At 34.2% G+C, this 22,810-nt stretch carries 21 protein-coding genes; all 21 read right to left on the bottom strand.

What is annotated here, in order from left to right; translation table 11 throughout:
• Nucleotides 1–49: 49 nt before the first annotated feature.
• The 21 genes from truB to pyrH all read right to left on the bottom strand — a co-directional run bounded on the left by truB (nt 50) and on the right by pyrH (nt 22,711).
• On the bottom strand, nt 50–949 hold the full coding sequence (truB, locus tag U472_RS06550) for a tRNA pseudouridine(55) synthase TruB (RefSeq protein ID WP_068716720.1): 900 nt from the start codon (nt 947–949) through the stop codon (nt 50–52).
• 1 nt (nt 950) lies between these two features.
• Entirely contained in the window at nt 951–1,928 is a 978-nt protein-coding gene (locus U472_RS06545) for a DHH family phosphoesterase (protein ID WP_068716718.1), read from the bottom strand.
• Nucleotides 1,909–2,280, bottom strand: a complete 372-nt coding sequence (rbfA, locus tag U472_RS06540) for a 30S ribosome-binding factor RbfA (RefSeq protein WP_068716717.1) — start codon at nt 2,278–2,280, stop codon at nt 1,909–1,911. The genes U472_RS06545 and rbfA overlap by 20 nt, the downstream gene beginning before the upstream one ends.
• Nucleotides 2,281–2,375: 95 nt before the next feature.
• Complete coding sequence (gene infB / locus U472_RS06535; protein WP_068716714.1) at nt 2,376–4,319, bottom strand: translation initiation factor IF-2; 1,944 nt, start codon at nt 4,317–4,319, stop codon at nt 2,376–2,378.
• Between the two features lie 126 nt (nt 4,320–4,445).
• Nucleotides 4,446–5,480: a transcription termination factor NusA gene (gene nusA, locus U472_RS06530; protein ID WP_068716712.1), complete on the bottom strand. Its 1,035-nt coding sequence runs from the start codon at nt 5,478–5,480 to the stop codon at nt 4,446–4,448.
• Nucleotides 5,481–5,504: 24 nt separating this feature from the next.
• Nucleotides 5,505–5,963, bottom strand: coding sequence for a ribosome maturation factor RimP (gene rimP, locus U472_RS06525; RefSeq protein ID WP_068716710.1), 459 nt, complete (start codon nt 5,961–5,963; stop codon nt 5,505–5,507).
• Between the two features lie 395 nt (nt 5,964–6,358).
• Entirely contained in the window at nt 6,359–10,708 is a 4,350-nt protein-coding gene (locus U472_RS06520) for a PolC-type DNA polymerase III (protein ID WP_068716708.1), read from the bottom strand.
• Nucleotides 10,709–10,721: 13 nt separating this feature from the next.
• The gene (locus tag U472_RS06515) at nt 10,722–11,399 is read right to left on the bottom strand and encodes an MgtC/SapB family protein (protein WP_068716706.1); all 678 of its coding nucleotides are present in this window, start codon (nt 11,397–11,399) and stop codon (nt 10,722–10,724) included.
• A 90-nt stretch (nt 11,400–11,489) separates the two neighbouring features.
• On the bottom strand, nt 11,490–12,131 hold the full coding sequence (locus U472_RS06510) for a glycosyltransferase family 2 protein (protein ID WP_068716704.1): 642 nt from the start codon (nt 12,129–12,131) through the stop codon (nt 11,490–11,492).
• 21 nt (nt 12,132–12,152) lie between these two features.
• The gene (locus U472_RS06505; protein ID WP_068716703.1) at nt 12,153–13,856 is read right to left on the bottom strand and encodes a proline--tRNA ligase; all 1,704 of its coding nucleotides are present in this window, start codon (nt 13,854–13,856) and stop codon (nt 12,153–12,155) included.
• A gap of 145 nt (nt 13,857–14,001) precedes the next feature.
• Nucleotides 14,002–15,054, bottom strand: a complete 1,053-nt coding sequence (gene ispG / locus U472_RS06500) for a flavodoxin-dependent (E)-4-hydroxy-3-methylbut-2-enyl-diphosphate synthase (RefSeq protein WP_068716701.1) — start codon at nt 15,052–15,054, stop codon at nt 14,002–14,004.
• A gap of 9 nt (nt 15,055–15,063) precedes the next feature.
• Entirely contained in the window at nt 15,064–15,621 is a 558-nt protein-coding gene (locus tag U472_RS06495; protein WP_068716699.1) for an HD domain-containing protein, read from the bottom strand.
• Between the two features lie 103 nt (nt 15,622–15,724).
• Nucleotides 15,725–16,141, bottom strand: coding sequence for a hypothetical protein (locus tag U472_RS06490; RefSeq protein WP_068716697.1), 417 nt, complete (start codon nt 16,139–16,141; stop codon nt 15,725–15,727).
• 50 nt (nt 16,142–16,191) lie between these two features.
• On the bottom strand, nt 16,192–17,271 hold the full coding sequence (rseP, locus tag U472_RS06485; protein ID WP_068716695.1) for an RIP metalloprotease RseP: 1,080 nt from the start codon (nt 17,269–17,271) through the stop codon (nt 16,192–16,194).
• On the bottom strand, nt 17,265–18,422 hold the full coding sequence (locus U472_RS06480) for a 1-deoxy-D-xylulose-5-phosphate reductoisomerase (RefSeq protein WP_068716693.1): 1,158 nt from the start codon (nt 18,420–18,422) through the stop codon (nt 17,265–17,267). The genes rseP and U472_RS06480 overlap by 7 nt, the downstream gene beginning before the upstream one ends.
• An 11-nt stretch (nt 18,423–18,433) precedes the next feature.
• A complete protein-coding gene (gene ytvI / locus U472_RS06475) occupies nt 18,434–19,495 on the bottom strand; it encodes a sporulation integral membrane protein YtvI (RefSeq protein WP_068716691.1) in 1,062 nt (353 codons plus the stop codon).
• 12 nt (nt 19,496–19,507) lie between these two features.
• Entirely contained in the window at nt 19,508–20,323 is an 816-nt protein-coding gene (locus tag U472_RS06470) for a phosphatidate cytidylyltransferase (protein WP_068716689.1), read from the bottom strand.
• 9 nt (nt 20,324–20,332) lie between these two features.
• Entirely contained in the window at nt 20,333–21,121 is a 789-nt protein-coding gene (locus U472_RS06465) for an undecaprenyl pyrophosphate synthase (protein ID WP_068716687.1), read from the bottom strand.
• A gap of 71 nt (nt 21,122–21,192) precedes the next feature.
• Nucleotides 21,193–21,402: a hypothetical protein gene (locus U472_RS06460; protein WP_068716685.1), complete on the bottom strand. Its 210-nt coding sequence runs from the start codon at nt 21,400–21,402 to the stop codon at nt 21,193–21,195.
• Between the two features lie 2 nt (nt 21,403–21,404).
• Nucleotides 21,405–21,962, bottom strand: a complete 558-nt coding sequence (gene frr, locus U472_RS06455; RefSeq protein ID WP_068716684.1) for a ribosome recycling factor — start codon at nt 21,960–21,962, stop codon at nt 21,405–21,407.
• Between the two features lie 35 nt (nt 21,963–21,997).
• Nucleotides 21,998–22,711 (bottom strand): UMP kinase, encoded by a 714-nt coding sequence (pyrH, locus tag U472_RS06450; RefSeq protein WP_068716681.1) that lies wholly within the window; start codon nt 22,709–22,711, stop codon nt 21,998–22,000.
• Between the last annotated feature and the right edge of the window lie 99 nt (nt 22,712–22,810).

Genomic DNA, 22,810 nt, shown 5'->3' with positions numbered 1-22,810 from the left:
TTTGAGAATAAAGTAAGGTTCAAATTCTACTCAAAGTCAATCTAGATATCTAAACAAATATTCTTTCAGGTTTAAAGATATCCTTATTATGATAGGTATAAACACCTATAAAATCCCCCGCAGAATTATAGACTCTAAACTTCTCTCCAACTTCCACTTCATCATTTAATTTAGTTGCTAAGTTGTCCCATTCTATAGATACTCCATTACTGATGGGTTCATCAAATTCTGACTTAACCTTAATCGCCTTCAAATGTTCCAGAGCTTTATCTAATGGTTCAAGGACTTCTTCAATTCTATCCTTGGCTACCAAAAATTCAAGTTCTTCTAGAGTTATTGCTTTATCTAAAGAAAATTCTCCTACCTTAGTTCTAACTAAAAAGGACATATAAGCACCTATCTCTAATCTTTTACCAATATCAGCACATAATGTTCTAATATAAGTTCCTTTAGAACACTCAACATCTATGATTAACTTCTGACCATCAAAATCTATCAACTTTAAATCATAGATAGTAATTTTTCTAGGCTTTCGCTCAACCTTCTTACCCTGTCGTGCTAATTCATAAAGTCTCTTCCCTTTATGCCTAATAGCTGAATACATTGGAGGAACCTGTTCAATCTCTCCTTTAAATTCATCTAAAACCTTTCTAATCTCTTCTTCATTTAGCATAAAATCTTCAACTTGATTTGTGACCTCTCCAAAAGCATCAAGGGTAGTAGTTTCAGTACCAAATTCCATCTCTGCCCTATAAACTTTACGAGTTTCTGTTAAAAAAGGGACGACTTTAGTAGCTCGTCCTATACAAATAGTTAAAACTCCTGCTGCTCCAGGGTCTAAAGTCCCAGCATGGCCAATCTTCTTTATACCAAAAAGCTTTCTACAAGAGAAGATAACATCAAAAGATGTCATTCCTGGAGGTTTTAAAATGTTGATAATTCCTTTCATACTAGTTCACCTGACTTAGTTCTTTTTTGATTGTAGAAATTACAGCATCTTCTGCTTTAATTAAAGTATCATTAATAGTACATCCTGCAGCTTTTGAATGACCTCCACCACCAAATTGATGGGCTATCTTATCAACAGAGAAATAGTAATTAGATCTTAAGCTGACTTTAACAGTACTATCTTCAACCTCTTTAAATAAAACCCCTACCTCTACACCAGCTAAGCTTCTTGGATAATCTACCAATCCATCAGCATCCTCTAAAGTAGAGCCAGTGGCTTTTAATAAATCTTGACTGACCTTTATCCAAGCTACTTTTCCAGAATCATCAACTTTAAGATTTTCTAATACCTTACCTTTTAACTTTAAGCTTGCATAAGAGTATGTATCAAAAACCTCTTTGCAGATCTTAGCTGTGTTGACATTATAGGTCAACAAGTCTGCCATAATCTGATGGGTCTGAGCTGTTGTATTAGAATAACGAAAAGATCCTGTATCAGTAATCAATCCTGTAGCTATAGCAGTAGCAATTTCTTTGTCCATCTTTATCTCTTCAATTTCCGATATTAATTGATAGACTAACTCTGTTGTAGCTGCAACATCACCCAATAAGTTATAATCACCAAAAGAAGGGTTATCACCATGATGGTCAATGTTAATAATTGTTTTATCAGCAAGGAGCTCTTCAACTCTAGCAATCCGTTTAAAATCACTACAATCCAATATGAAGCATAGATCAAAATCTACCTCCATATCACTTTCATAAGAAATAATTTTATCAATATCAGGTAGAAAAGAGAAAGAGCTTGGCAGAGTATCATCTATTATCATTACTGCTTTTTTACCCATCTGCTCTAAAGCTAACTTTAATGCAGTAACTGAACCTAAATTATCACCATCTGGACTGACATGACTTGTAATTAGAAATTTATTATTCTTTCTAATCAAATTAATGATTTCATTAATCTTCTTCAAGCTCATCGATCCCATCTTTTTTATCCTGATTTATCTCTTCTAAGATCTTAAAGACTCTAGTTCCTGTTTCGATTGCATTATCATATCTAAAGATAACTTCAGGAACATGGCGCAATCTAATTCTCTTACCTAATTCTTTACGAACAAAACCTGTAGTAGCTTCTAAACCTGCCATAGTCTCCTCTTTATCTCCATTTAAAATACTAACAAAGATTTTAGCATGTCTTAAATCTCCAGATACTTCAACATCAGTTACAGTAACAAATCCTATCCGTGGATCTTTAATATCCTTTTGTAACAAATCACTTACTTCTTTTTTTATCAATTCTGCAAGACGCTCTGGACGATGACCAGACATATCTATCAACTCCTATCAAATAATAACTAGCGACTGGGACAAGTTACTAATAACTCATTTTACTTGTTACTAGTTACTCGTCTTTTGCCACTAACTTATAATGTTCTCTTTACTTCCTCAAAGTCATAAATCTCCATGATATCTCCTTCTTTAAGATCATTATAACCTTCAATACCAATTCCACATTCATATCCTTCTGCTACTTCCTTAACATCATCTTGGAATCTCTTTAATGAACCAATCTCACCTTCATGGATAATAGTTCCATCCCTAAGTAACCTTACTTTTGCATTTCTATTAACAGTGCCATTAGTTACATAAGCACCAGCAATGGTTCCGATTTTAGGTACTTTAAAGGTCTGTCTTACCTCTACTTGACCTAGTACTACCTCTTTATAATCTGGATCTAATAATCCTTCCATCGCACTCTTAACATCATCAATTGCTTTATAGATGACCCTATAAGTTCTAATATCTACCTTTTCTTTCTCAGCAACTTTACGTGCATTTGCACCAGGACGAACATTAAATCCGATAATAATAGCATTAGAAGCAGCAGCCAACATAACGTCAGTTTCTGTAATACCCCCAACACCACCATGAAGCATCTTCACTTCAACTTCATCGGTACTTAGTTTCTGTAATGATTGTTTAACTGCCTCTACAGAACCCTGTACATCAGCCTTAACAACAATATTTAACTCTTTAACTTCACCTTGTTGGATTTGGCTAAATAGGTCCTCTAAATTAACAGTTGTATTTCTACTTAATTCATCTTCTCTTCTCTTATTTTGTCTCTTTTGAGCAATATCTCTTGCACTTTGATCATCTTCTACTACTTCTAGTAAGTCCCCCGCATTAGGGACATCAGATAATCCTAATACCTCTACTGGTGTAGCAGGTCCTGCTTCTTCAACTCTCTCACCTTGGTCATTAATCATTGCTCTAACTCTACCTGACGCTAGCCCTGCTACAATAGCATCTCCAACTTTTAAAGTACCATTCCTAACTAAAATAGTGGCTACTGGTCCACGACCTCTATCTAACTCTGCTTCAACAATAATACCATTAGCTGGTCTATTTGGATTAGCCTTTAATTCTTCCATTTCCGCTGTTAATAAAATCATCTCTAATAACTCATCTAGATTTTCCTTTTTAAGTGCAGAGATCGGAACACAGACTGTATCTCCACCCCAATCCTCAGGAATCAATCCATGATTCATTAACTCTTGCTTAACTCTATCTGGTTGTGCATTTGGGCGATCCATCTTATTAATAGCTACTATAATTGGAACTCCAGCTGACTTAGCATGGTTAATAGCTTCAATAGTTTGTGGCATAATACCATCATCTGCAGCAACTACTAAAATAGCTATATCCGTTGCTTGTGCTCCACGAGCTCTCATAGAAGTAAAGGCCTCATGACCTGGTGTATCCAAAAATGTAATTTTCTGTCCATTTACTTTTACCTGATAAGCACCAATATGCTGAGTAATCCCACCAGCTTCACTTGCAGTTACCTCAGTTTCTCGAATAGCATCTAATAAAGTTGTCTTACCATGGTCAACATGCCCCATTACAGTTATAACAGGAGGTCTTAACTTTAAATCCTCTTTCTTATCTTCTATATCATTTACTAATCCAAAAATATCTTCCTCTTCTTCCTCTTCTTCCTCTTCAATGGCATAGCCATATTCTGCTGCTACTACTTCAAGTTGATCTGAAGTCAATTCTTGATTAATAGTAGCCATAATTCCTAAACCGATTAATTTAGCCATTAAAGTACTTGGATCAACATCTATCTCTTCTGATAACTCTTTTACAGTCATAGCCCCTTCTACTTTAATTACCTTACTATCATCAACCTCTTCTGCCCCTTCACCTTCACCTAAAACCATATCCATTATTAATTCTGCAGTCTCTTCATTTATCGTACTCATATGACTTGTCACATCAACGCCTAAATCCTGTAACATCTTAATTAATTCCTTATTTGATAATTCCAATTGCTCAGCTAACTTATAAATTCTAATACCCATTATCCGGACACCTCCACTATTAAATTCTTAGGACAGTAAAATCCATATAACTACCAACTAATAACTAAGTAGCAGCTATGAAATTTTCTGTTTTCTTATCTTAATTTTCTTTAGACACACTATCTATTATGAAAGTTGTGATTCACTTTTAATATCTATCTTCCAACCAGTTAACTTAGCAGCTAACCTAGCATTCTGCCCCTCTTTTCCAATTGCTAATGACAACTGATAATCTGGTACAACAACCTTAGCCACATTTGCTTCTTCATTTACTTCTACATTTAAAACTTCTGCTGGACTTAATGCATTAGCTATAAATTTCTTAGGCTCTTCATTCCATTGTACAATATCTACCTTCTCTCCACTTAGCTCATCTACAATAGCTCTAACTCTTGCTCCATTAGGACCTACACAAGCTCCAACTGGATCTACATCCTCTTGTGTAGAATGTACAGCTATCTTAGAACGATGTCCAGCTTCTCTAGCTACTGACTTAATCTCAACAACACCATCATGTATTTCAGGAACTTCTAACTCAAACAATCTCTTTAATAAACCAGGATGTGTTCTAGAAACTAAAATATTAGGTCCTTTAGAAGTCTGGTTTACTTCAACGATATAAACTTTAATTCTATCACCTTGCTGATATCTTTCATTTTGAATCTGTTCAGTTGGAATCAAAACTGCTTCAGTCTTGCCTAAATCGATAATGACATTATTCTTATGCTGGCGTTGAACTAGTCCAGTTAAGATATCCCCTTCTCGATTTACAAACTCTTCAAAGATTATATCACGTTCAGCTTCTCGAATTCTTTGAATAACTACTTGTTTAGCCGTTTGAGCAGCTATTCTACCAAAGTTACCTGGGGTAACCTCAATCTCAATTTGATCTCCTATAGAGTAATTTGGATTCTTTTTGATTGCATCTTCTAACAAGATTTCTTGTTCTGGATTTAACACATCCTCTACAACAGTCTTTTTAGAATAAACATTCACTTCTCCAGTACTTTGATCAATCTCAACATCAACATTACCAGCGGCACCAAAATCGCGTTTATAAGCTGATTTTAAAGCCGCTTCAATTGCATCTAATAAAGTAAGTTTGGGAATACCTTTATCCTTTTCAATATCTTCTAATGCCTGAATTAACTCAATATTCATTTTAAAATTCCTCCTTAATAATACCTAAAACTCAATCGCTAATCTAGTCTGAGCAATCTTATCTCTTGGGATTATAACTTCTTCATCACCTATCTTTATCTTAACTTCACCATCTTCTAAACCTAATAACTCTCCTATAAACTTCTTTTCACCATTAATTGGAGCATATGTAGATACATCTATTAACTTACCTGTAAATCTCTTAAAATCTTTTTCAGTCTTTAAAGGTCGGTCAATCCCTGGGGATGAAACTTCTAATAGATAAGAGTTTTCAATTGGATCATTAGCATCTAATGTATCACTTAAACTTCTGCTTATTTCTTGGCAATCATCTAAGGAGACTCCACCTTCTTTGTCTATAAAGACTCTTAAAATCCAATTCTCTCCTTCTTTCTTATATTCTACATCTACTAATTCCAATTCTCTTGCTTCTACAATAGGTTCAGCAACTTCTGCTATCAATTCTTCTGTCTTTTTCCCCATAAAAATCCCCTCTCTCTTATAATTTGCAGGCGCTTATTAATAGTAATTAGCAGTTAGTGATTATGATATATTTAAATCAAAAATAATTATTATAAATAGACTATTTTTTAAATCATCCAACTATAAGATTAGATTTATAATCTATATCACAGTTGAATTAGATGATAGTAATTAGTGAATAATAAATTTAGCAAAAATTATAAATTTAAAATATTATAAGCTTCACTTTATCTTACCAAGATTTCTAAGAAATTATTCTTATTATAATTTTATTTTATTACATTCAAGACTATTACATAACTAAAGAGTGGGCCAAAACCCACTCTTTTGCTTACTAACTATCAATTAATATGCATACTACATTTTAGCATATTATCAATGAATTTGCAACCACTTTACCCAAAGAGGGATAATTGATTGGTTTCAGGCCATCCATCTAGGGAACCATGTTCTTTCATAACTTCAATTACAGTCTTACTCAAACCAGCTCTATTACTTAAATCTTCGATAGAAGTAAATTCTCCTTCTTCTCTAGATTTAACAAGATTTTCAGCTGCACTCTGTCCCAATCCCTGTAAACTGATAAATGGTGGTAATAGTCCCTCTTTAGTAATTTGAAACTCTTTAGCCTTAGATTTATAGACATCTACTTGTGTAAACTTAATCCCTCTAGCCATCGCTTCAACAACAATTTCAAGTACAGTAAGTGTATTCTTATCTTTGGCTGTTGCATCATTGCCTTTCATTTTAATCTCTTGAATCTTCTTCTCCACAAACTCCCTACCCTGTAATACAATTTGAGCATCAAAATCATCAGCTTTGATTGTAAAGTAAGTATTATAAAAAGCCTCTGGATAATGGACTTTGAAATAAGCAATTCTAAAAGCCATCATTACATAAGCAGCTGCATGGGCTTTTGGGAACATATATTTAATCCGTTTACAGGATTCAATATACCAATCAGGAACATTATGTTCTTTCATTACCTTCTCCTCTTCCTCAGTCAATCCTTTACCTTTACGGACATGCTCCATCATCCAAAAGGCCTCTGAAGGCTCTATCCCTTTATGAATTAAATAATTCATAATATCATCACGTACCGAAATTACTTCTGATAATTCTGCAACCCCAGCTTTAATAAAGTCCTGAGCATTATTCAACCATACATCAGTACCATGAGATAAACCACTAATCCGAACTAATTCAGCAAAGGTTGTTGGCAGGGTCTCACGAAGCATCCCCCGTACAAAGCTAGTACCGAACTCTGGAATACCTAAAGTTCCTATCTTAACTCCAATTTCCTCTTCTGTTACACCTAAGGGCTCAACACTAGAGAAGATACCCATAGTTTGGGGATCATCTAAAGGAATCTCCTTAGGATCAATTCCTGTAATATCTTGTAGCATCCTAATACTGGTCGGATCATCGTGACCAAGTATATCCAACTTCAACAGATTATCATGAATAGAGTGGAAGTCAAAGTGAGTAGTCAAAGTATCGGTATCCATGTCATTAGCTGGCTTTTGTATTGGAGTAAAATCATAAATTTCCATATCACTAGGCACTACAATCTGACCACCTGGATGCTGTCCTGTTGTCCTTTTGACTCCAGTACATCCAGAAGCCAAACGAGTAATTTCAGCCTTTCTTAATATTAGAGCATTATCCTCTGCATGACCCTTAACAAAACCATAAGCTGTTCGCTCAGCAATGGTTGAAATAGTACCTGCTCTATATACATAGTCTTTCCCAAAAAGTGTCTCTGTATACTTATGAACTTCTGGCTGATACTCCCCAGAGAAGTTAAGGTCAATATCTGGTACCTTATCACCTTTAAATCCTAAGAATACTTCAAAAGGAATATCAAAACCATCCTTAATCAATGGTACTCCACACTCAGGACAATCTTTATCATCTAAGTCAGCTCCCACACCCACTGAACCATCTGTGATAAACTCTGAATATTTACATTCTGAACATCTATAATGGGGTGGTAATGGATTAACCTCAGTAATCCCTGTCATCGTAGCTGCAAAAGAAGAACCTACAGAACCACGAGAACCTACCAAATAACCATCATCTAAGGATTTTTTTACAAGCTTCTGAGACGTCAAATAGATAACTGCATATCCATTCCCAATAATAGAGTTTAATTCCCTCTCTAATCTCTTCTCTACCAATTCAGGTAATTGCTCTCCATACCATTCTTTAGCCTTATTATAAGCCATACTCCTAATCTCCTCATCGGCACCTTCAATAGTAGGTGTGAATAGTTTATCAGGAATGATTTCAACTTCTTCAACCATATCTGCTATCTTTTGAGGATTATAGATAACCAGCTCTTTAGCGATCTCTTCTCCAAAATAATCAAACTCTGCTAACATCTCACTGGTAGTTCTAAAATATAAAGGTGCTTGGTCTGCTGCATCACTAAAGCCTTGACCCTCCATTAAAATTTGACGATAAATACTATCTTCTGGATCTAAGAAATGAACATCACCAGCAGCAATTACTGGTTTTCCTAGCCTCTTTCCTAATTCATAGATCTTACGGTTAATATCTTGTAACTCTTCTAGGGAGTTAACCTCTCCTTTTTCCAATAAGAACTTATTGTTACCTATTGGTTGAATCTCTAAATAATCATAGAACTTAGCCAACTTCTCCAATTCGTTGTCAGGCTTTCCTCGTAAAATCTCCTTATACAACAACCCAGCTTCACAAGCTGAACCAACAATTAACCCCTCTCTCTTCTCCAATAAGTCGCTTTTTAAGATACGTGGCTTCTTATAGAAGTTCTCAATATGGGATTTAGAGACAAGTTTATAAAGATTCTTAAGACCTTTTTGATTCTTAACCAAAATAGTAGTATGGTGTGGATAAATCCGCTTATAATCAATTTCACTGGTCAATTGATTTATTTCTGTTAACTTAGATATATCCTCTTCTTTTATCAACTCAATTAATTCTAATAATATCTCAGCAGTAACTTTAGCATCATCACTAGCCCTATGGTGATTTTCTAAATCCTTATTAAAGTAATCAGCCAATTTATTCAATTTATAACTCTTTAAATCAGGCACAAGTGCTCTAGCCAAATTTAACGTATCCATTGCAGGGTTGCTTAAATTTCCTTTATCTAATCTTCTTAACTTGTCCTCAATAAAACTCAAATCAAAAGAGAGGTTATGAGCAACTATTGTAGCACCTTCAATAAACTCTAAAAATTGATCTATTACCTCCGCCAGTTTAGGAGCATCGGCTACCATTTGATTATCAATCCCTGTTAACTCCGTGATTTTAGTTGGAATACCCCTCTCTGGTTTGACAAAACTTTGATATATATCTACAATCTCTCCATTTTTAACTTTAGCTGCACCAATCTCTATAATTTCATTATTGTGAGGATTAAAACCAGTAGTCTCTAAATCAAAAACTACATAAGTCTCTTCATCTAAGCCTTTATCGGCTGGATTAATGATAATTGGTTCACCATCATCAACTAGATAAGCCTCTAATCCATAAATAACTTTAATATCTTCACCTCTAGAAGCATTATAAGCATCAGGAAAACTCTGTACAACTCCATGATCAGTAATAGCTATAGCAGGATGCCCCCATTCAATAGCCCGCTTAATAACAGTTTTAACATCAACTATAGCATCCATAGCACTCATCTTAGTATGGAGATGAAGCTCAATACGCTTCTCTTTAGCTTCATCTTTTTTGCCCTCAACGGTAATTGGGATAACATCATTAGCCATCATCGATAACTCTTGATCATACTTATCGTGCTGCACTCTCCCTCTAACCTTGACCCATTTCCCTTTACTTATCTTCTGTGATAAATTATCACCTTTATTTTCAAAGACCTTAATAGTAATAGAATCACTTTGATCACTGATTGAGAAGATTACAAGATTTCTACCACTCTTTAACTCTCTAATATCTATTTCAAATATCTTACCTTGTAAGATAACATTATTATCCTCTCCAACAATCTCAGAGATAGCAATAGGATCACCATCAAACTTTCTACCTAGCCATACATTAGGATCATTGCTATTCTTAGACTTAGCTTTATAGTTATAGGATGAATTATTATAGTTATTGAAATTATTAGAGTTATTAGTAGTTGAACCATTGCCCTTTTCAATCTGACTAATACTTTGAACTAAGCTATTCATATATTCATCCTTCTCTTTAGCCATCTGATCTTCCATCTCTGATAATTCTTCCTCAAAATCTCCTAATACAAAGTTAACCTTAACCCTCTTCCCATACTCTTCTTCAATAATTTCCTGTAGGATATTATCACATTTTTTATTATTTAAAACCTCAATAGCTACTTTGTTCTTAACTTCAACAATTAAAATATCATTGTTCAAATTCCAGCGGGATAAAGATAACCAACCATTGGTCTGTGGGACTTCTTCTCTTACCTTTTGAATTATTTCTTCCCAATAATTTTTTAAAATTAATTCCAGAGGTAAGTCAGGGTCATAATAATTGAGGGTGTATTGGAATTCACCCTCAGCAAATAGCTCATTGCCTATATTCTTAACAATAGGGTCTAAATCGATACTTTTAGGAACTTTCAAGTCAACTTTACAATGATTAGCTGTTAGGTTAACTTCTACTCTTTTAATCCTAATTGTATCCAATAACCCTTTAGAAACACTCAACTTTTCTTTTAATTTCTCTTTAAAAACGTTAGTGTCTTCAGCCTTAATTAACACTTTCGGCATCCTTATCTCTCCTTCAATCTAGCTCTTTAATCTGCACCTCAATTATACCTACTATCTCTGTTAATAAAACAAATAAATAATTGACCTCTATCTGTTTTGGTTTCTTAACCCTAAAATTTATATATAGATTTGGTTCATTATAGCAATGCTCTATACTTATATCCCTAATAATAATATTATTCTCTCCTAAGACGGAACCAATCTTGCCTAAAGGACCTGGCTGGTCAAAGGCTTTGACCCTAATTAAATATTTTCTATGGACATTTGATATATTCTTCTCTACTTTACTTAATAGAGTTAAAGTTAAGATAGCTAAAAAAGTTGCTGTAAAAGCACTCAAATAAAATCCCGCTCCTAATGCCAGTCCAATACCAGCTACAGCCCATAGTCCTGCTGATGTTGTTAGCCCTTTTACAGAAAAGCCCTCTCTAATAATTGTTCCAGCTCCTAAAAAACCAATTCCACTAATAACTTGAGCAGCAATTCGACCTGGATCTCCAGGATCTGATCTAGTAGCTTCATATAACATTGGTACTTTAAGAGAAACAATCATCATCAACGTTGAACCTATTGAGACTAAAATATTAGTTCTAAAACCAGCAGGTCGAGCATTTCTTTCTCGCTCAAAACCAATTGCTCCACCTAAAATACATGATAAAACTAATCTTAATATAATCTCCCTTTCTGACACAGACTTACCACATCCCTAAAAATTTATAATGTTGGTTATTAATAACCAACATTATAAATTAATCATTATAATAAATTGTCAAAAGAAATATTACCTAACTTTTCTAGTACTAGAGAAGTTCTTTAATACCTCCCAATACATCTTTAGTCTTGACATAAATCCTTTTACAAATCCCCTTTTTTCCTCTTTCATCACGTGGGATAAATCCTCTAAAACAACCTCTTTTAAGCTAATATTGTTGACTTTAATATATTGAGTTAATGCCATCTCTACACCAAAACGGGTCACATCCAAGTCAGGTATATTATCTAATATTCTCCTTCTTACTGCTCTTTGTCCCGATAAAAAAGGTGCTATCTTTTGAGCTAAATCAGTAAACATTCTACCTTCTGCAAAGATACCTATAGTCGTCTCAACATCTCCATTAATTACAGGTATTAACAATCTATCAATATGTTCTTTCTTTAACCCTAATAAATCGGCATCTAAGAAGAGTACTATATCAGCTTGACTCTCTTCAACTCCTGCTTTCATGGCAGCTCCCTTACCTTTGTTAGTAGGCAAATCAATCACCTTAACCCCTACTTTAGTAGCTACTTTAGCAGTATTATCTGTTGAACCATCACTAACAACAATCACCTCATCTACTAACCTATGCTCATTAACTATACTAGCTACCTCTTTAATTGTCTTTTCTTCATTATAAGCTGGGATAACAGCAGTAATTTTCATCAAATATTTCCCCCTAAAAGATTAATCCAACTTAGCAATCAATTCTTTAATTTGAGATAAATATTGGTCAATTTCAATCTTTGATTCTTCGCCAGTCTTTCTAAGCTTAACCTCTAGTGTCCCCTCTTTTAATGAACGCCCTCCGATAGTAATTCTAATTGGGCATCCAATTAAATCAGCATCATTAAATTTGACACCAGCTCTCTCTTTTCTATCATCTAATAACACATCTATTCCCTCTGAAGTCAATTCGTGATAAATTTGTTCAGCTCTTTCACTTACTTCATTATTCTTACCCAAAACTAAGATTTCTACTAGAAAAGGAGCTAAAGCTTTAGGCCAAACAATTCCATATTCATCATGATTTTGCTCAATTGCAGCTGCTACAGTTCGAGTAATTCCGATTCCATAGCATCCCATTACCATAGGCTTACTCTTTCCATTCTCATCTAGAAAAGTTGCACCTAAAGGCTCACTATACTTAGTGCCTAGTTTAAATACTTGGCCTACCTCAATACCTGGAGTCAAACTTAAGTGCCCACCGCAATGGATACACTTCTCTCCCTCTTTTACCTCTCGAATATCAGCAACCTCTTCTATTTCAAAATCTCGCTGAGGATTAACATTAACATAGTGTTTATCAACTTGATTTGCTCCAGCCACCCCATTAACTACTTCCATTACCAATTCATCGGCAATAATTCTGACATTATCAAGGTTAACTGGACCAGTAAAACCTTTAACTGTATTTAAACTCTCATAATCCTCATCGCTTATAAGTTCCAGATTAACTATATCCAATAGATTACCCAATTTAATGTCATTAACCTGATAATCTCCCCTTACTAATGCTAATATTATTTCATCTTTTCCTTGATATAATACGGCTTTAATCATTTTTTCTGCTGGTAAATCTAACTCTGCTACCAATTCTTCAATTGTAGTTATATCTGGAGTATCAATAATTTCTAACGCTTTAGCCTCTTCATTATTTTTAACAGTCTCACTTTTAGATTTAGCCAACTCTAAATTAGCCGCATAATTACATTCTTCACAATAAACTACAATATCCTCTCCAGCATCAGCTAATACCATAAATTCATGGGAATCACTCCCACCAATTGCTCCAGTATCTGCTTCTACAGGCCTATATTCTAGGCCACATCTACTATAAATATTACAATAAGCATCATACATCTTCTGATAACTCTCTTGTAAACCATCTTCATCAATGTCAAAACTATATGCATCCTTCATAATAAATTCTCGACCACGTAAAACTCCAAAACGAGGTCTAATCTCATCTCGATACTTACTTTGAATTTGATAAAGATTTAAAGGTAATTCCTTATAAGACCTAACCTCATCACGTACTAAATCAGTAATTACCTCTTCATGAGTTGGTCCTAAACAGAAATCTCTTCCATGTCTATCCTTTAATCTCATTAATTCTGGACCATAATTTTGAAATCTACCAGACTCTTCCCATAGTTCTGCTGGTTGTAGAGCTGGTAATAACAACTCCTGAGCTCCAGCTTTATTCAACTCTTCTCGAACGATATCCTCAAACTTTCGAATAACACGATATCCTAAAGGTAAATATGTATAAATTCCTGAGCTTAATTTTCTCATTAAACCAGCTCTTAACATCAATTGATGGCTAATAACCTCTGCATCAGCTGGTGTCTCTTTTAAAGTTGGTATATACATCTGTGACATCTTCATAACCAAAATCCTCCTCTATTATCCTAATTACATCTTAAAATTCTATAAGACTAACTTAAATTCTATCAAGTATATATTTTATTGTCAATCTATTGACAATTAGATGCTAAATATCAATTGTAAACGATATTTATGAAAATAATCTCTAATCAAGATTATCTATCTCTTTCATCAATTCATCTACTAAATCTTCTGCTGGAACTTTTTTAATAACCTCTCCCTTTTTAAAAATAAGCCCTACATCTTTACCACCAGCAATTCCTAAATCTGCTTCACGAGCCTCTCCAGGACCATTTACTACACACCCCATAATAGCAACTTCAATATCTTTATCTAAGGTTTTAATCTTCTCTTCTACTTGATTTGCAATTTCAACCAAGTTAATCTCAGTTCTTCCACAAGTTGGGCAAGATATGATATTTACCCCACCTTTTCTTAAATTTAAAGACTTAAGAATACTATAAGCAACCTCTATCTCTTCGACTGGGTCTCCAGTTAAAGATACTCTAATGGTATCTCCTAAGCCTTGTGCAAGGATTGCACCTATTCCCACAGCAGACTTGATAGTCCCTGATTTAATGGTTCCAGCCTCAGTAATTCCAATATGTAAAGGATAATCAACCTCTTTAGCTATTAATTGATAAGCCTCTAAAGTCTTCATAACATTGGAAGCTTTAAGAGAAATTATAATATCATAAAATCCAAATTTCTCTAATAGCCTTATATGCTTTAAGGCACTCTCTACCATTGCTTCTGCCGTTGGATGTCCATATTTTTTAAGTAATTCTCTTTCTAATGAACCTGCATTTACACCTACCCGAATTGGTACCTTCTTCTCTAAAGCACTTTTAGCTACTAACTTAACCTTCTCTTCATTACCTATATTTCCAGGATTGATTCTCAAGCCATCAATTCCCTGTTCCAACACCTCTAAAGCCAATCTATAATCAAAGTGTATATCAGCAATTAAAGGTATCTTAATCTGACTTTGAATTTCACTTACTTTAGATGCAGCCTCTTTATCAGGAATAGCTACTCTAACCAGTTCACAACCTGCTTCTTCCAATCTCTTAATTTGAGCAACAGTTGCTTTTACATCTCTTGTATCTGTATTTGTCATAGATTGGACGGAGATAGCTGCATCTCCGCCAATCTGTACATTTCCTATCTTTACTGCTTTTGATTCTCTTCTTACCATTAATTTCACCTACTTTAACCTATCACAATTTTCACAATTCTCATTACATTCTTTTCTATAAGGATGTACCAACATATCTAATCTTCTAATTCGCTGTAAAGCCTCTCCAAAATCAATCTTAACCCTATGGTGAGCTCCATCCTCTTGCTCATCCATATCATCAGCATCTGAAACCAACTTCTGTAAAGGAGTTAACTTTACATTCTTACTAACAGGACTGGAACCACTGTGAAATAATATAGCTAGAGCAATCTCCCTAGCTTTACCAAGGTCTTCTCCTTTTAAGATTAACAACTCATGGGCCCGTTCAGCACCTTTAATGGTATGAATATCAAATTCATTATAAGATTCAAAATCCCATTCACCATGCCTTTCCCAATTAGTATGCCCTATATCATGTAATAAAGTAGCTTTAGTAGCCAAGTCAACACAGACATTTCTCTCAACTGCTAACTCAAAAGCATATTCGGTAGTTACTACTATATGTGCATAACCAGCTTTTGGTAAGTGTTTTTTAGCAACACTATCAGTAATTAAAGATTCTAAAGTTACATGCCTATCAAACATACTATTCCTCCTTTGACAAACAGTAAGTAGTAATGAGTGACAGGTAACGAGTTACTAGTAACTGCCAACTAGCGAAAAACGATAACCATTATCACACCTTTCATTATTTCCCTGCACACTTATCACAAAGCCCTTCATTTCTTTGGACTTGAGCATAAGCCTCTTTACCGCATTTACGGCAATTTGTTCCCATAATTTCAAAACAATTTTCACAAAATCCATGCTTGTGTACAAATTTAGGGTCTGCTTTACCGCAAGCACGACAAACACAATCTTTACAATACCCTTTATTCTCTTGTACCTGCTTAGGCGCTACCTTTCCACACGCTTTACAAGCATAGTATCCACCCTTCTTTCTCTCCAATTCTTTTACACAATTCTCACAGATATTCTCATTCTTTAAAATTCTAACTTGTGTAGCCTCTGTTCCGCATAATTTACAATACCTTTTTGCTCTACGCCCTGTAACCCTATTAGGATCTAACCATTTACTACCACGTCTATTCTTCTGTTTAGCCATATCTATCACCTCAACTAGATTTAAGTAGAAATATTACTTAAAGTTCAAATTTAAATTATTGATCGTATATCTTTAATCATAATTACAACAAACAATACCATTAGTAATACAAAACCTACTAAATGGACCATCCCTTCTTTCTCGGGATCAACTGGCTTCCCTGTGATTAATTCCCAACCTAAAAAGACCAGTCTTCCTCCATCTAAAGCAGGTATAGGTAGTAGGTTCATTATACCTAAATTTATACTAATTAACGCAGAAAATTCCATCAATCTTAACATACCTGAACGAGCTGCATCTCCAACAAATTGTGCTATTTTGACTGGTCCACTAACATCACTAGCCATCTGACCAGTTACCATCTTCCATAATCCTAAGATTAGACCATATATATATATACCAGTTCTTTGAATACCAAGCCAAATAGCTTCAAAAATATTGACAGACTTTCTATTATAGACCGGAATAATTCCAATAACACCAACTTCTCTATCCTCATCTAGTCTAGGGACAACATTTAACTCAAGGATTTGATTGTCTCTCTCTACCTGTAGAGCAATCTCTTGATTAGGATTTTTATTTATTATTCCAGCTAACTCTTCCCAGTTGCCTACTTTTTGATTATTAACAGCTAATATCTTGTCTCCATCCCTTAAACCAGCCTCATAAGCAGGTTGTTCAGGAAATACTTGACCTATTACCGTACTCTCAGAAGTATTTACTTCAACACCATAAATACTGAAGATTAGAGTAAAAAAGAGTGCTGCTAATAAGAAGTTCATAACTGGTCCCATAAAGATAACCCAAAATCTCTGCCAAACACTTTTCTGGAACAAACACTTCTCTTCTCTAAAAGCTTTCTGATAAAGTTCTACCTCTTCTTGCTTAATATCATCACCATTATCATCAACAGGCATCTCCCCTGTCATTTTACAGTACCCACCTAAAGGTAATAATCTAATAGAGTATAGCGTTTCTCCATATTGTTTTCCAAGAAGTTTTGGTCCCATTCCAATAGCAAATTCCTCTACCTGAACACCTACATATTTAGCCACCATAAAATGTCCTAATTCATGAAAAAAGACCAAAATTCCTAAAACAATTATAAATGAAACAAGAGTTGTTAACAAACTTTCTCACCTTCTTTCTGAGCTTCTAATCTAGCCCAAGTGTCTGCTTCTATAATCTGATCTAAAGTTGGATTATCTACAACCGTATGAGCAGACATCACCTTCTTAATCAACTTAGGAATATCTATAAATTTAATCTTTCCTTCTAAAAATTTACTAACAGCAATTTCATTAGCTGCATTTAAGACTGCTGGCATTGTCCCACCCCTTCTTCCAGCCTCATAGGCATACTCTAAGCACGGAAAAAGATCTTTTCTAGGTTCTTCAAAGGTCAACGCCCCAACCTTAGCCAAATTAAGGCTCTCTAAATTATTAGTATTTCTGCTTGGATAGGTCAATGCATATTGAATTGGAACTTTCATATCTGGAAGACCTAGTTCAGCAAGTATTGAATGGTCTTTATACTCTACTAAAGAATGGATTATACTCTGTGGATGAACTACAACATCTATCTGTTCATAATCTAAATCAAATAACCACTTAGCTTCAATAACCTCTAAGCCCTTATTCATTAAAGTAGCTGAATCAATAGTAATCTTCCCACCCATATTCCAATTAGGATGATTAAGAGCCTCTGCCACTGTAACCTCTGCCAACTTATCAGCCGCTATAGTCCTAAAGGGACCTCCAGAAGCTGTTAAGATAATCTTCTTAACAGCTTTTCTATCTTCTCCTTGCAAAGCCTGAAAAATAGCATTATGTTCACTATCTATAGGTAATATTTTAACATCATTATCTTTAGCCTCTCTCATTACAATAGCTCCTGCTGTAACCAAGGTCTCTTTATTGGCCAAAGCGATATCCTTACCTGCTCTAATCGCTGCTAAAGTAGGCTTTACTCCAATAGCACCCACTACAGCATTAACAAGCAGATCAATTTCATTTAATGTAGCAACTTTAATCAATCCCTCTAATCCCGTTAATATTTGAGTTTCATTATAACTTAGCTTATATTTTAACTCATTCACTAAAGAGTCATTCATTAAAACTGCATATTTAGGTTTAAATTTATTAATTTGCTCAGCCAATAATTCTATACTACTATTAGCTGTAAGAGCCAACACCTCAAATTGACCATGTAATTCTTCAACTACTTCTAACGTTTGTTGCCCAATAGAGCCTGTTGAACCCAAAATCGTTATCTTCTTCATAGAACATCCCCCTACTCATCAATAATAATTGAAATAAATCCTGCTTGGAATATCGCTTTTAAAACCACTAATGAAGCTGGACCGATAAAAAACCCAGCAATCCCAAATAATTGAACTCCTAAATACATCGCAACTAAGATAGCTAAAGGATGGATACCAATGCTCTGACCAACTATCTTCGCCTCTAATATTTGACGAGTAGCTCCCATTACACCATATAATATAAATAGTCCAATAGCAAAACTTATATTTCCTACTATCAAATTATAAATTGCCCAAGGAACAAAGATTAAACTAGGACCAATAACAGGAATCAAATCTAAAAGACCACCAGTTAATCCTATCACAATAGAATAACTACTACCTAAAATACTTAGACCTATAATTGAGATTAAAGTTGTAATAGTAATTAGAAGGATTTGTGCTCTAATAAATCCAATACCAGCTTTCATTATATCTCCTTGAACCTGCTCTATCTTATGACGCCATTTACTGGGAAAAGGTTTTAAAATAGCTTCTAAAATAAGTTCCTTGTCTCTACTAATAAAGAAAGTAGCTATTAAACTGATTAATAAAATAGTTGCAAAATTAGGCAGTTTTTTAACTACCCCTAATAATGTAGAGCTAGCCAATTGAATAATCTCTTTTGCTTTATCATAGAAATATTGAAAATTACTATTTATACTCTCTTTAAAAGACTCTGGAATTTTCAGCTCTTCTATAACCCTACTCAACTGTTCATTCCGTTTTGATATCCAATCCAGTTGTTTTCCAAAATTTTGGTAGTCTGGTAGGTTATTAAGTAAATTATTCAATTCAATAAATAATCTAGAGAAACTAATCGTTAATATTAAACTTATAAAAATTATTATTATAGATAAAATAATGATTATTGAAAGACCCCGAGGGAGATTAGCTCGCTCTTCAAGTAATTCTACAGCAGGATCAATTAAACTAGCTAAGATAACTGCTATAACAAAAGGAAGGAAATAGCTTAATAGATACTTTAAGAAGAAGATGCTAATAACCAATAATAAAATTAATCCCAAGGATACTTTATATATTTTTTTCATATCTTCCCTCCCTTACTTCAACACAACCCACTGCAGATAATAATAAACAACAGGTAAAGTAAATAGCAAACTATCAATTCTATCTAATATTCCTCCATGTCCTGGTATAATATCTCCAGAATCTTTAATATTAGCATCACGCTTGAAGACAGATTCACATAAATCCCCTAATTGAGCAAAGAGAGCAATTAGAATCCCTAATACTATCCCATGAAGATATCCAAAACCTAGATATATACTAATAATTAAAGTAAGTACTATACTAAAGACCAACCCACCAACTGCTCCTTCTACAGTCTTTTTAGGGCTAATTTTAGGAGCTAAAGGGTTTCTACCAAAATTCATTCCTGTAAAGTATGCCCCCGTATCGGTTATCCAAGTTGCCAAAATTGGTAGCCAAATAAATAAAGGTCCAATCCCCTTGCCATTGTTGCCCTCTAAGTTATATAAGAGTATCAAATGACTAAATAAGCCCGCAATATAAAAGACTCCAAAAAAAGTAATAGTTGTTGTAAGAATAGGGGAATCATCTACCCCAATAATAACTTGCTTTAATAGAATTACTAAAAAAGATAAGATTAAGAATCCATATACAACTGATAAGTTGTTACTATTTAGATATGTAAGGAGAATCAAAATTAGACCAATAAAGGTTCCTAAAAATCTATTTGCTTTTATCCCCTTACCTTTTACTAGTTTGAAATATTCATCCATTCCTAATCCAACAACCAACAGATTTAATAATAAAAAGGGAATGCCGCCTACTTTTAAGATAATAATCAATATAGGAATAGCCACTACTGCACTTAAAACCCTTGTTTTCAACATTAATATCACCTACTTTTTCTTAAGTCCGCCAAATCTTCTTTCCCTTTGCTGATAATCCTTTATCACTTCTAAAAAAGCTACTTTATTAAAATCAGGCCAATATACATCAGTAAAGTATAACTCTGTATAGGCAAGTTGCCATAACAAGAAATTACTAATTCTCTTCTCTCCTCCAGGTCTAATTAATAAGTCAGGATCAGGCTGTTGATTGGTATATAGTCCCTGAGATATCAACTTTTCATCAATATCTTCAAGGCTTATCTCACTATCAATAAGACTTTTACCAATATTCCTAACTGATTCAATAATCTCACTTCTACCGCCATAATCCAAAGCAATATTAAGAACTAAAGTATCATTATTCTTTGTTCTCTCCATAGCTTGCTCTACTTTATCTTTAACCCCTTGAGGCAGCCTCTCCTTATATCCAATGATATTAACTTTGACACCCTCTTGATTTAATTTCTCCAATTCTTCTAAAAAGACCTTTTCAAATAACTTCATTAGAAAATTAACCTCTTTTTCAGGTCGCTTCCAATTTTCTGTAGAAAAAGCATAGGTAGTAATATACTTAATCCCCAATTCTTTAGAGATCTTCACAATCTCCTTTAAGATCTTCACTCCTGCTTGGTGTCCAGCACTTCTAGGCAAACCCCTTCTCTTTGCCCAGCGACCATTTCCATCCATTATAAACGCTACATGTGTAGGTATCTCTTTCTTCTTTACCTCTAATATCAAATCTTCAAAAGTACTGTTATCTTTGAATTTATCCAATGCCTTATCAATAATACCCCACATCAAATAGTCCTCCTATATTTATGAAATAACCCCCTCTCAACCATATAGAGGGGGTTTATTAATTGGGGTTATTATCTGTCATCTACCCCAAAGTAATAATCTTCATTACTGATTATTAACTCTACAACTTCTTCATCAATTAATCTCTGTCCAATAACCCTTAATTCACCTAGACCAACTAATTTTCTTGGAGGTCTAGTATGACGAATTTGAATTTTATAGTTATCCCTTGTTAATAAATCCTTAGCAGAATTATAATCTAAGGCAATAACATTTTTCATAGTTATACTTCCATTATATCTGCAGTTTTATTCTCTAGCAAGGAATCTATTTTAGCAATATACTCATCAGTAATCTCTTGAATATTATCTAAACCACGGCGATAATTATCCTCAGAAATCTCTCCCTCTTTCTCTAACTCTTCTAAATCACTATTTGCTTGTCGGCGAACATTTCTAATAGAAATTTTACCTTCTTCTGCTTTCTGTTTAACAACCTTAACTAATTGTTTTCTTCTCTCTTCAGTTAATTGAGGGATATTAATTCTAATTAAATCACCATCATTATTAGGGTTTAATCCTAAATCAGATTTTAAAATAGCTTTCTCAATATCACCTATTACAGTTTTATCAAAAGGAGCTACTAATAATTGTCTTGGCTCTGGTGCAGAAATTTTCGCCATTTGATTAATTGGTGTAGGCACACCATAATATTCAGCTTTAACACCATCTAATAAGGATGGTTTAGCTCTTCCTGTTTGGATTTTTGAAAACTCCTGCTTAGTATTCTCAATCACCTTATCCATATCTTTTTTAGTCTGATTCGCAACCTCTTTAATCATATGTATAACCTCCCTTTATCTAAATAATATTCATATTATCTTACAAAAGTACCTACTTCTTCACCTAATATAGCTCTTTTAATATTATTCATCTCTTTTACCCCAAATACTATTAAAGGAATATTATTGTCCATACATAAAGATACAGCAGTAGAGTCCATGACGCCTAACCCTTTATTTAATACATCAATATATTCTAATTCTTTATATTTGATAGCATTTGGATTCTTAACTGGGTCTGAATCATATACTCCATCTACATTTTTAGCCATTAAGATAGCATCAGCATTGATTTCTGCTGCTCTTAAAGCAGCTGTTGTATCAGTAGAGAAGAATGGGTTACCAGTTCCTGCAGCAAAGATAACAATTCTTCCTTTTTCTAAATGCCTCATTGCCCTACGTCTAATATAAGGCTCTGCAACTTGTCTCATCTCTATAGCAGTCTGTACTCTAGTATCAACACCCAACTTCTCTAGAGCATCTTGTAGGGCTAGAGAGTTGATTACTGTAGCCAACATTCCCATATAATCTGCAGTTCCTCTATCCATTCCTTTAGCACTTCCTGCAATCCCCCTAAATATATTACCTCCACCTACCACTATTGCTATTTCTACACCAGTGGTTAGTACATTTTTAATCTCTTTAGCTATTGAATTAATAAATTGAGGATCAATCCCATAATCCTGCTCACCAGCTAAAGCAGCCCCACTTAACTTTATAATTACTCTAGAAAACTTTGCTCTTGACATCAATCCAACCCCCAGTTCCCTTTTATATTTCTATAATATACCCCAAATCCCTTTTTATGATTTAAAATTTTACTGTAGCTAATTTAACAACTATTAAAT

The sequence above is a fragment of the Orenia metallireducens genome, from assembly GCF_001693735.1.
GTDB lineage: Bacteria > Bacillota > Halanaerobiia > Halobacteroidales > Halobacteroidaceae > Orenia > Orenia metallireducens.
The sequence above is the reverse complement of the archived record's forward strand: the minus strand, read 5'-3'. Positions and strand labels throughout refer to the sequence as shown.

Bases quoted from the DNA above. Each gene is read 5' to 3' on its own strand.
- frr (WP_068716684.1), bottom strand. From the start codon at position 21,962: ATGATTAAAGAGGTTGCGAATCAGACTAAAAAAGATATGGATAAGGTG.
- U472_RS06510 (WP_068716704.1), bottom strand. From the start codon at position 12,131: ATGAAAATTACTGCTGTTATCCCAGCTTATAATGAAGAAAAGACAATT.
- ytvI (WP_068716691.1), bottom strand. From the start codon at position 19,495: ATGAAAAAAATATATAAAGTATCCTTGGGATTAATTTTATTATTGGTT.
- rbfA (WP_068716717.1), bottom strand. From the start codon at position 2,280: ATGTCTGGTCATCGTCCAGAGCGTCTTGCAGAATTGATAAAAAAAGAA.
- U472_RS06520 (WP_068716708.1), bottom strand. From the start codon at position 10,708: ATGCCGAAAGTGTTAATTAAGGCTGAAGACACTAACGTTTTTAAAGAG.
- pyrH (WP_068716681.1), bottom strand. From the start codon at position 22,711: ATGTCAAGAGCAAAGTTTTCTAGAGTAATTATAAAGTTAAGTGGGGCT.
- nusA (WP_068716712.1), bottom strand. From the start codon at position 5,480: ATGAATATTGAGTTAATTCAGGCATTAGAAGATATTGAAAAGGATAAA.
- truB (WP_068716720.1), bottom strand. From the start codon at position 949: ATGAAAGGAATTATCAACATTTTAAAACCTCCAGGAATGACATCTTTT.
- U472_RS06490 (WP_068716697.1), bottom strand. From the start codon at position 16,141: ATGGCTAAACAGAAGAATAGACGTGGTAGTAAATGGTTAGATCCTAAT.
- infB (WP_068716714.1), bottom strand. From the start codon at position 4,319: ATGGGTATTAGAATTTATAAGTTAGCTGAGCAATTGGAATTATCAAAT.
- U472_RS06505 (WP_068716703.1), bottom strand. From the start codon at position 13,856: ATGAAGATGTCACAGATGTATATACCAACTTTAAAAGAGACACCAGCT.
- U472_RS06495 (WP_068716699.1), bottom strand. From the start codon at position 15,621: ATGTTTGATAGGCATGTAACTTTAGAATCTTTAATTACTGATAGTGTT.
- U472_RS06480 (WP_068716693.1), bottom strand. From the start codon at position 18,422: ATGAAGAAGATAACGATTTTGGGTTCAACAGGCTCTATTGGGCAACAA.
- U472_RS06465 (WP_068716687.1), bottom strand. From the start codon at position 21,121: ATGTGGGGTATTATTGATAAGGCATTGGATAAATTCAAAGATAACAGT.
- U472_RS06460 (WP_068716685.1), bottom strand. From the start codon at position 21,402: ATGAAAAATGTTATTGCCTTAGATTATAATTCTGCTAAGGATTTATTA.
- U472_RS06545 (WP_068716718.1), bottom strand. From the start codon at position 1,928: ATGAGCTTGAAGAAGATTAATGAAATCATTAATTTGATTAGAAAGAAT.
- ispG (WP_068716701.1), bottom strand. From the start codon at position 15,054: ATGGTAAGAAGAGAATCAAAAGCAGTAAAGATAGGAAATGTACAGATT.
- rimP (WP_068716710.1), bottom strand. From the start codon at position 5,963: ATGGGGAAAAAGACAGAAGAATTGATAGCAGAAGTTGCTGAACCTATT.
- U472_RS06470 (WP_068716689.1), bottom strand. From the start codon at position 20,323: ATGTTGAAAACAAGGGTTTTAAGTGCAGTAGTGGCTATTCCTATATTG.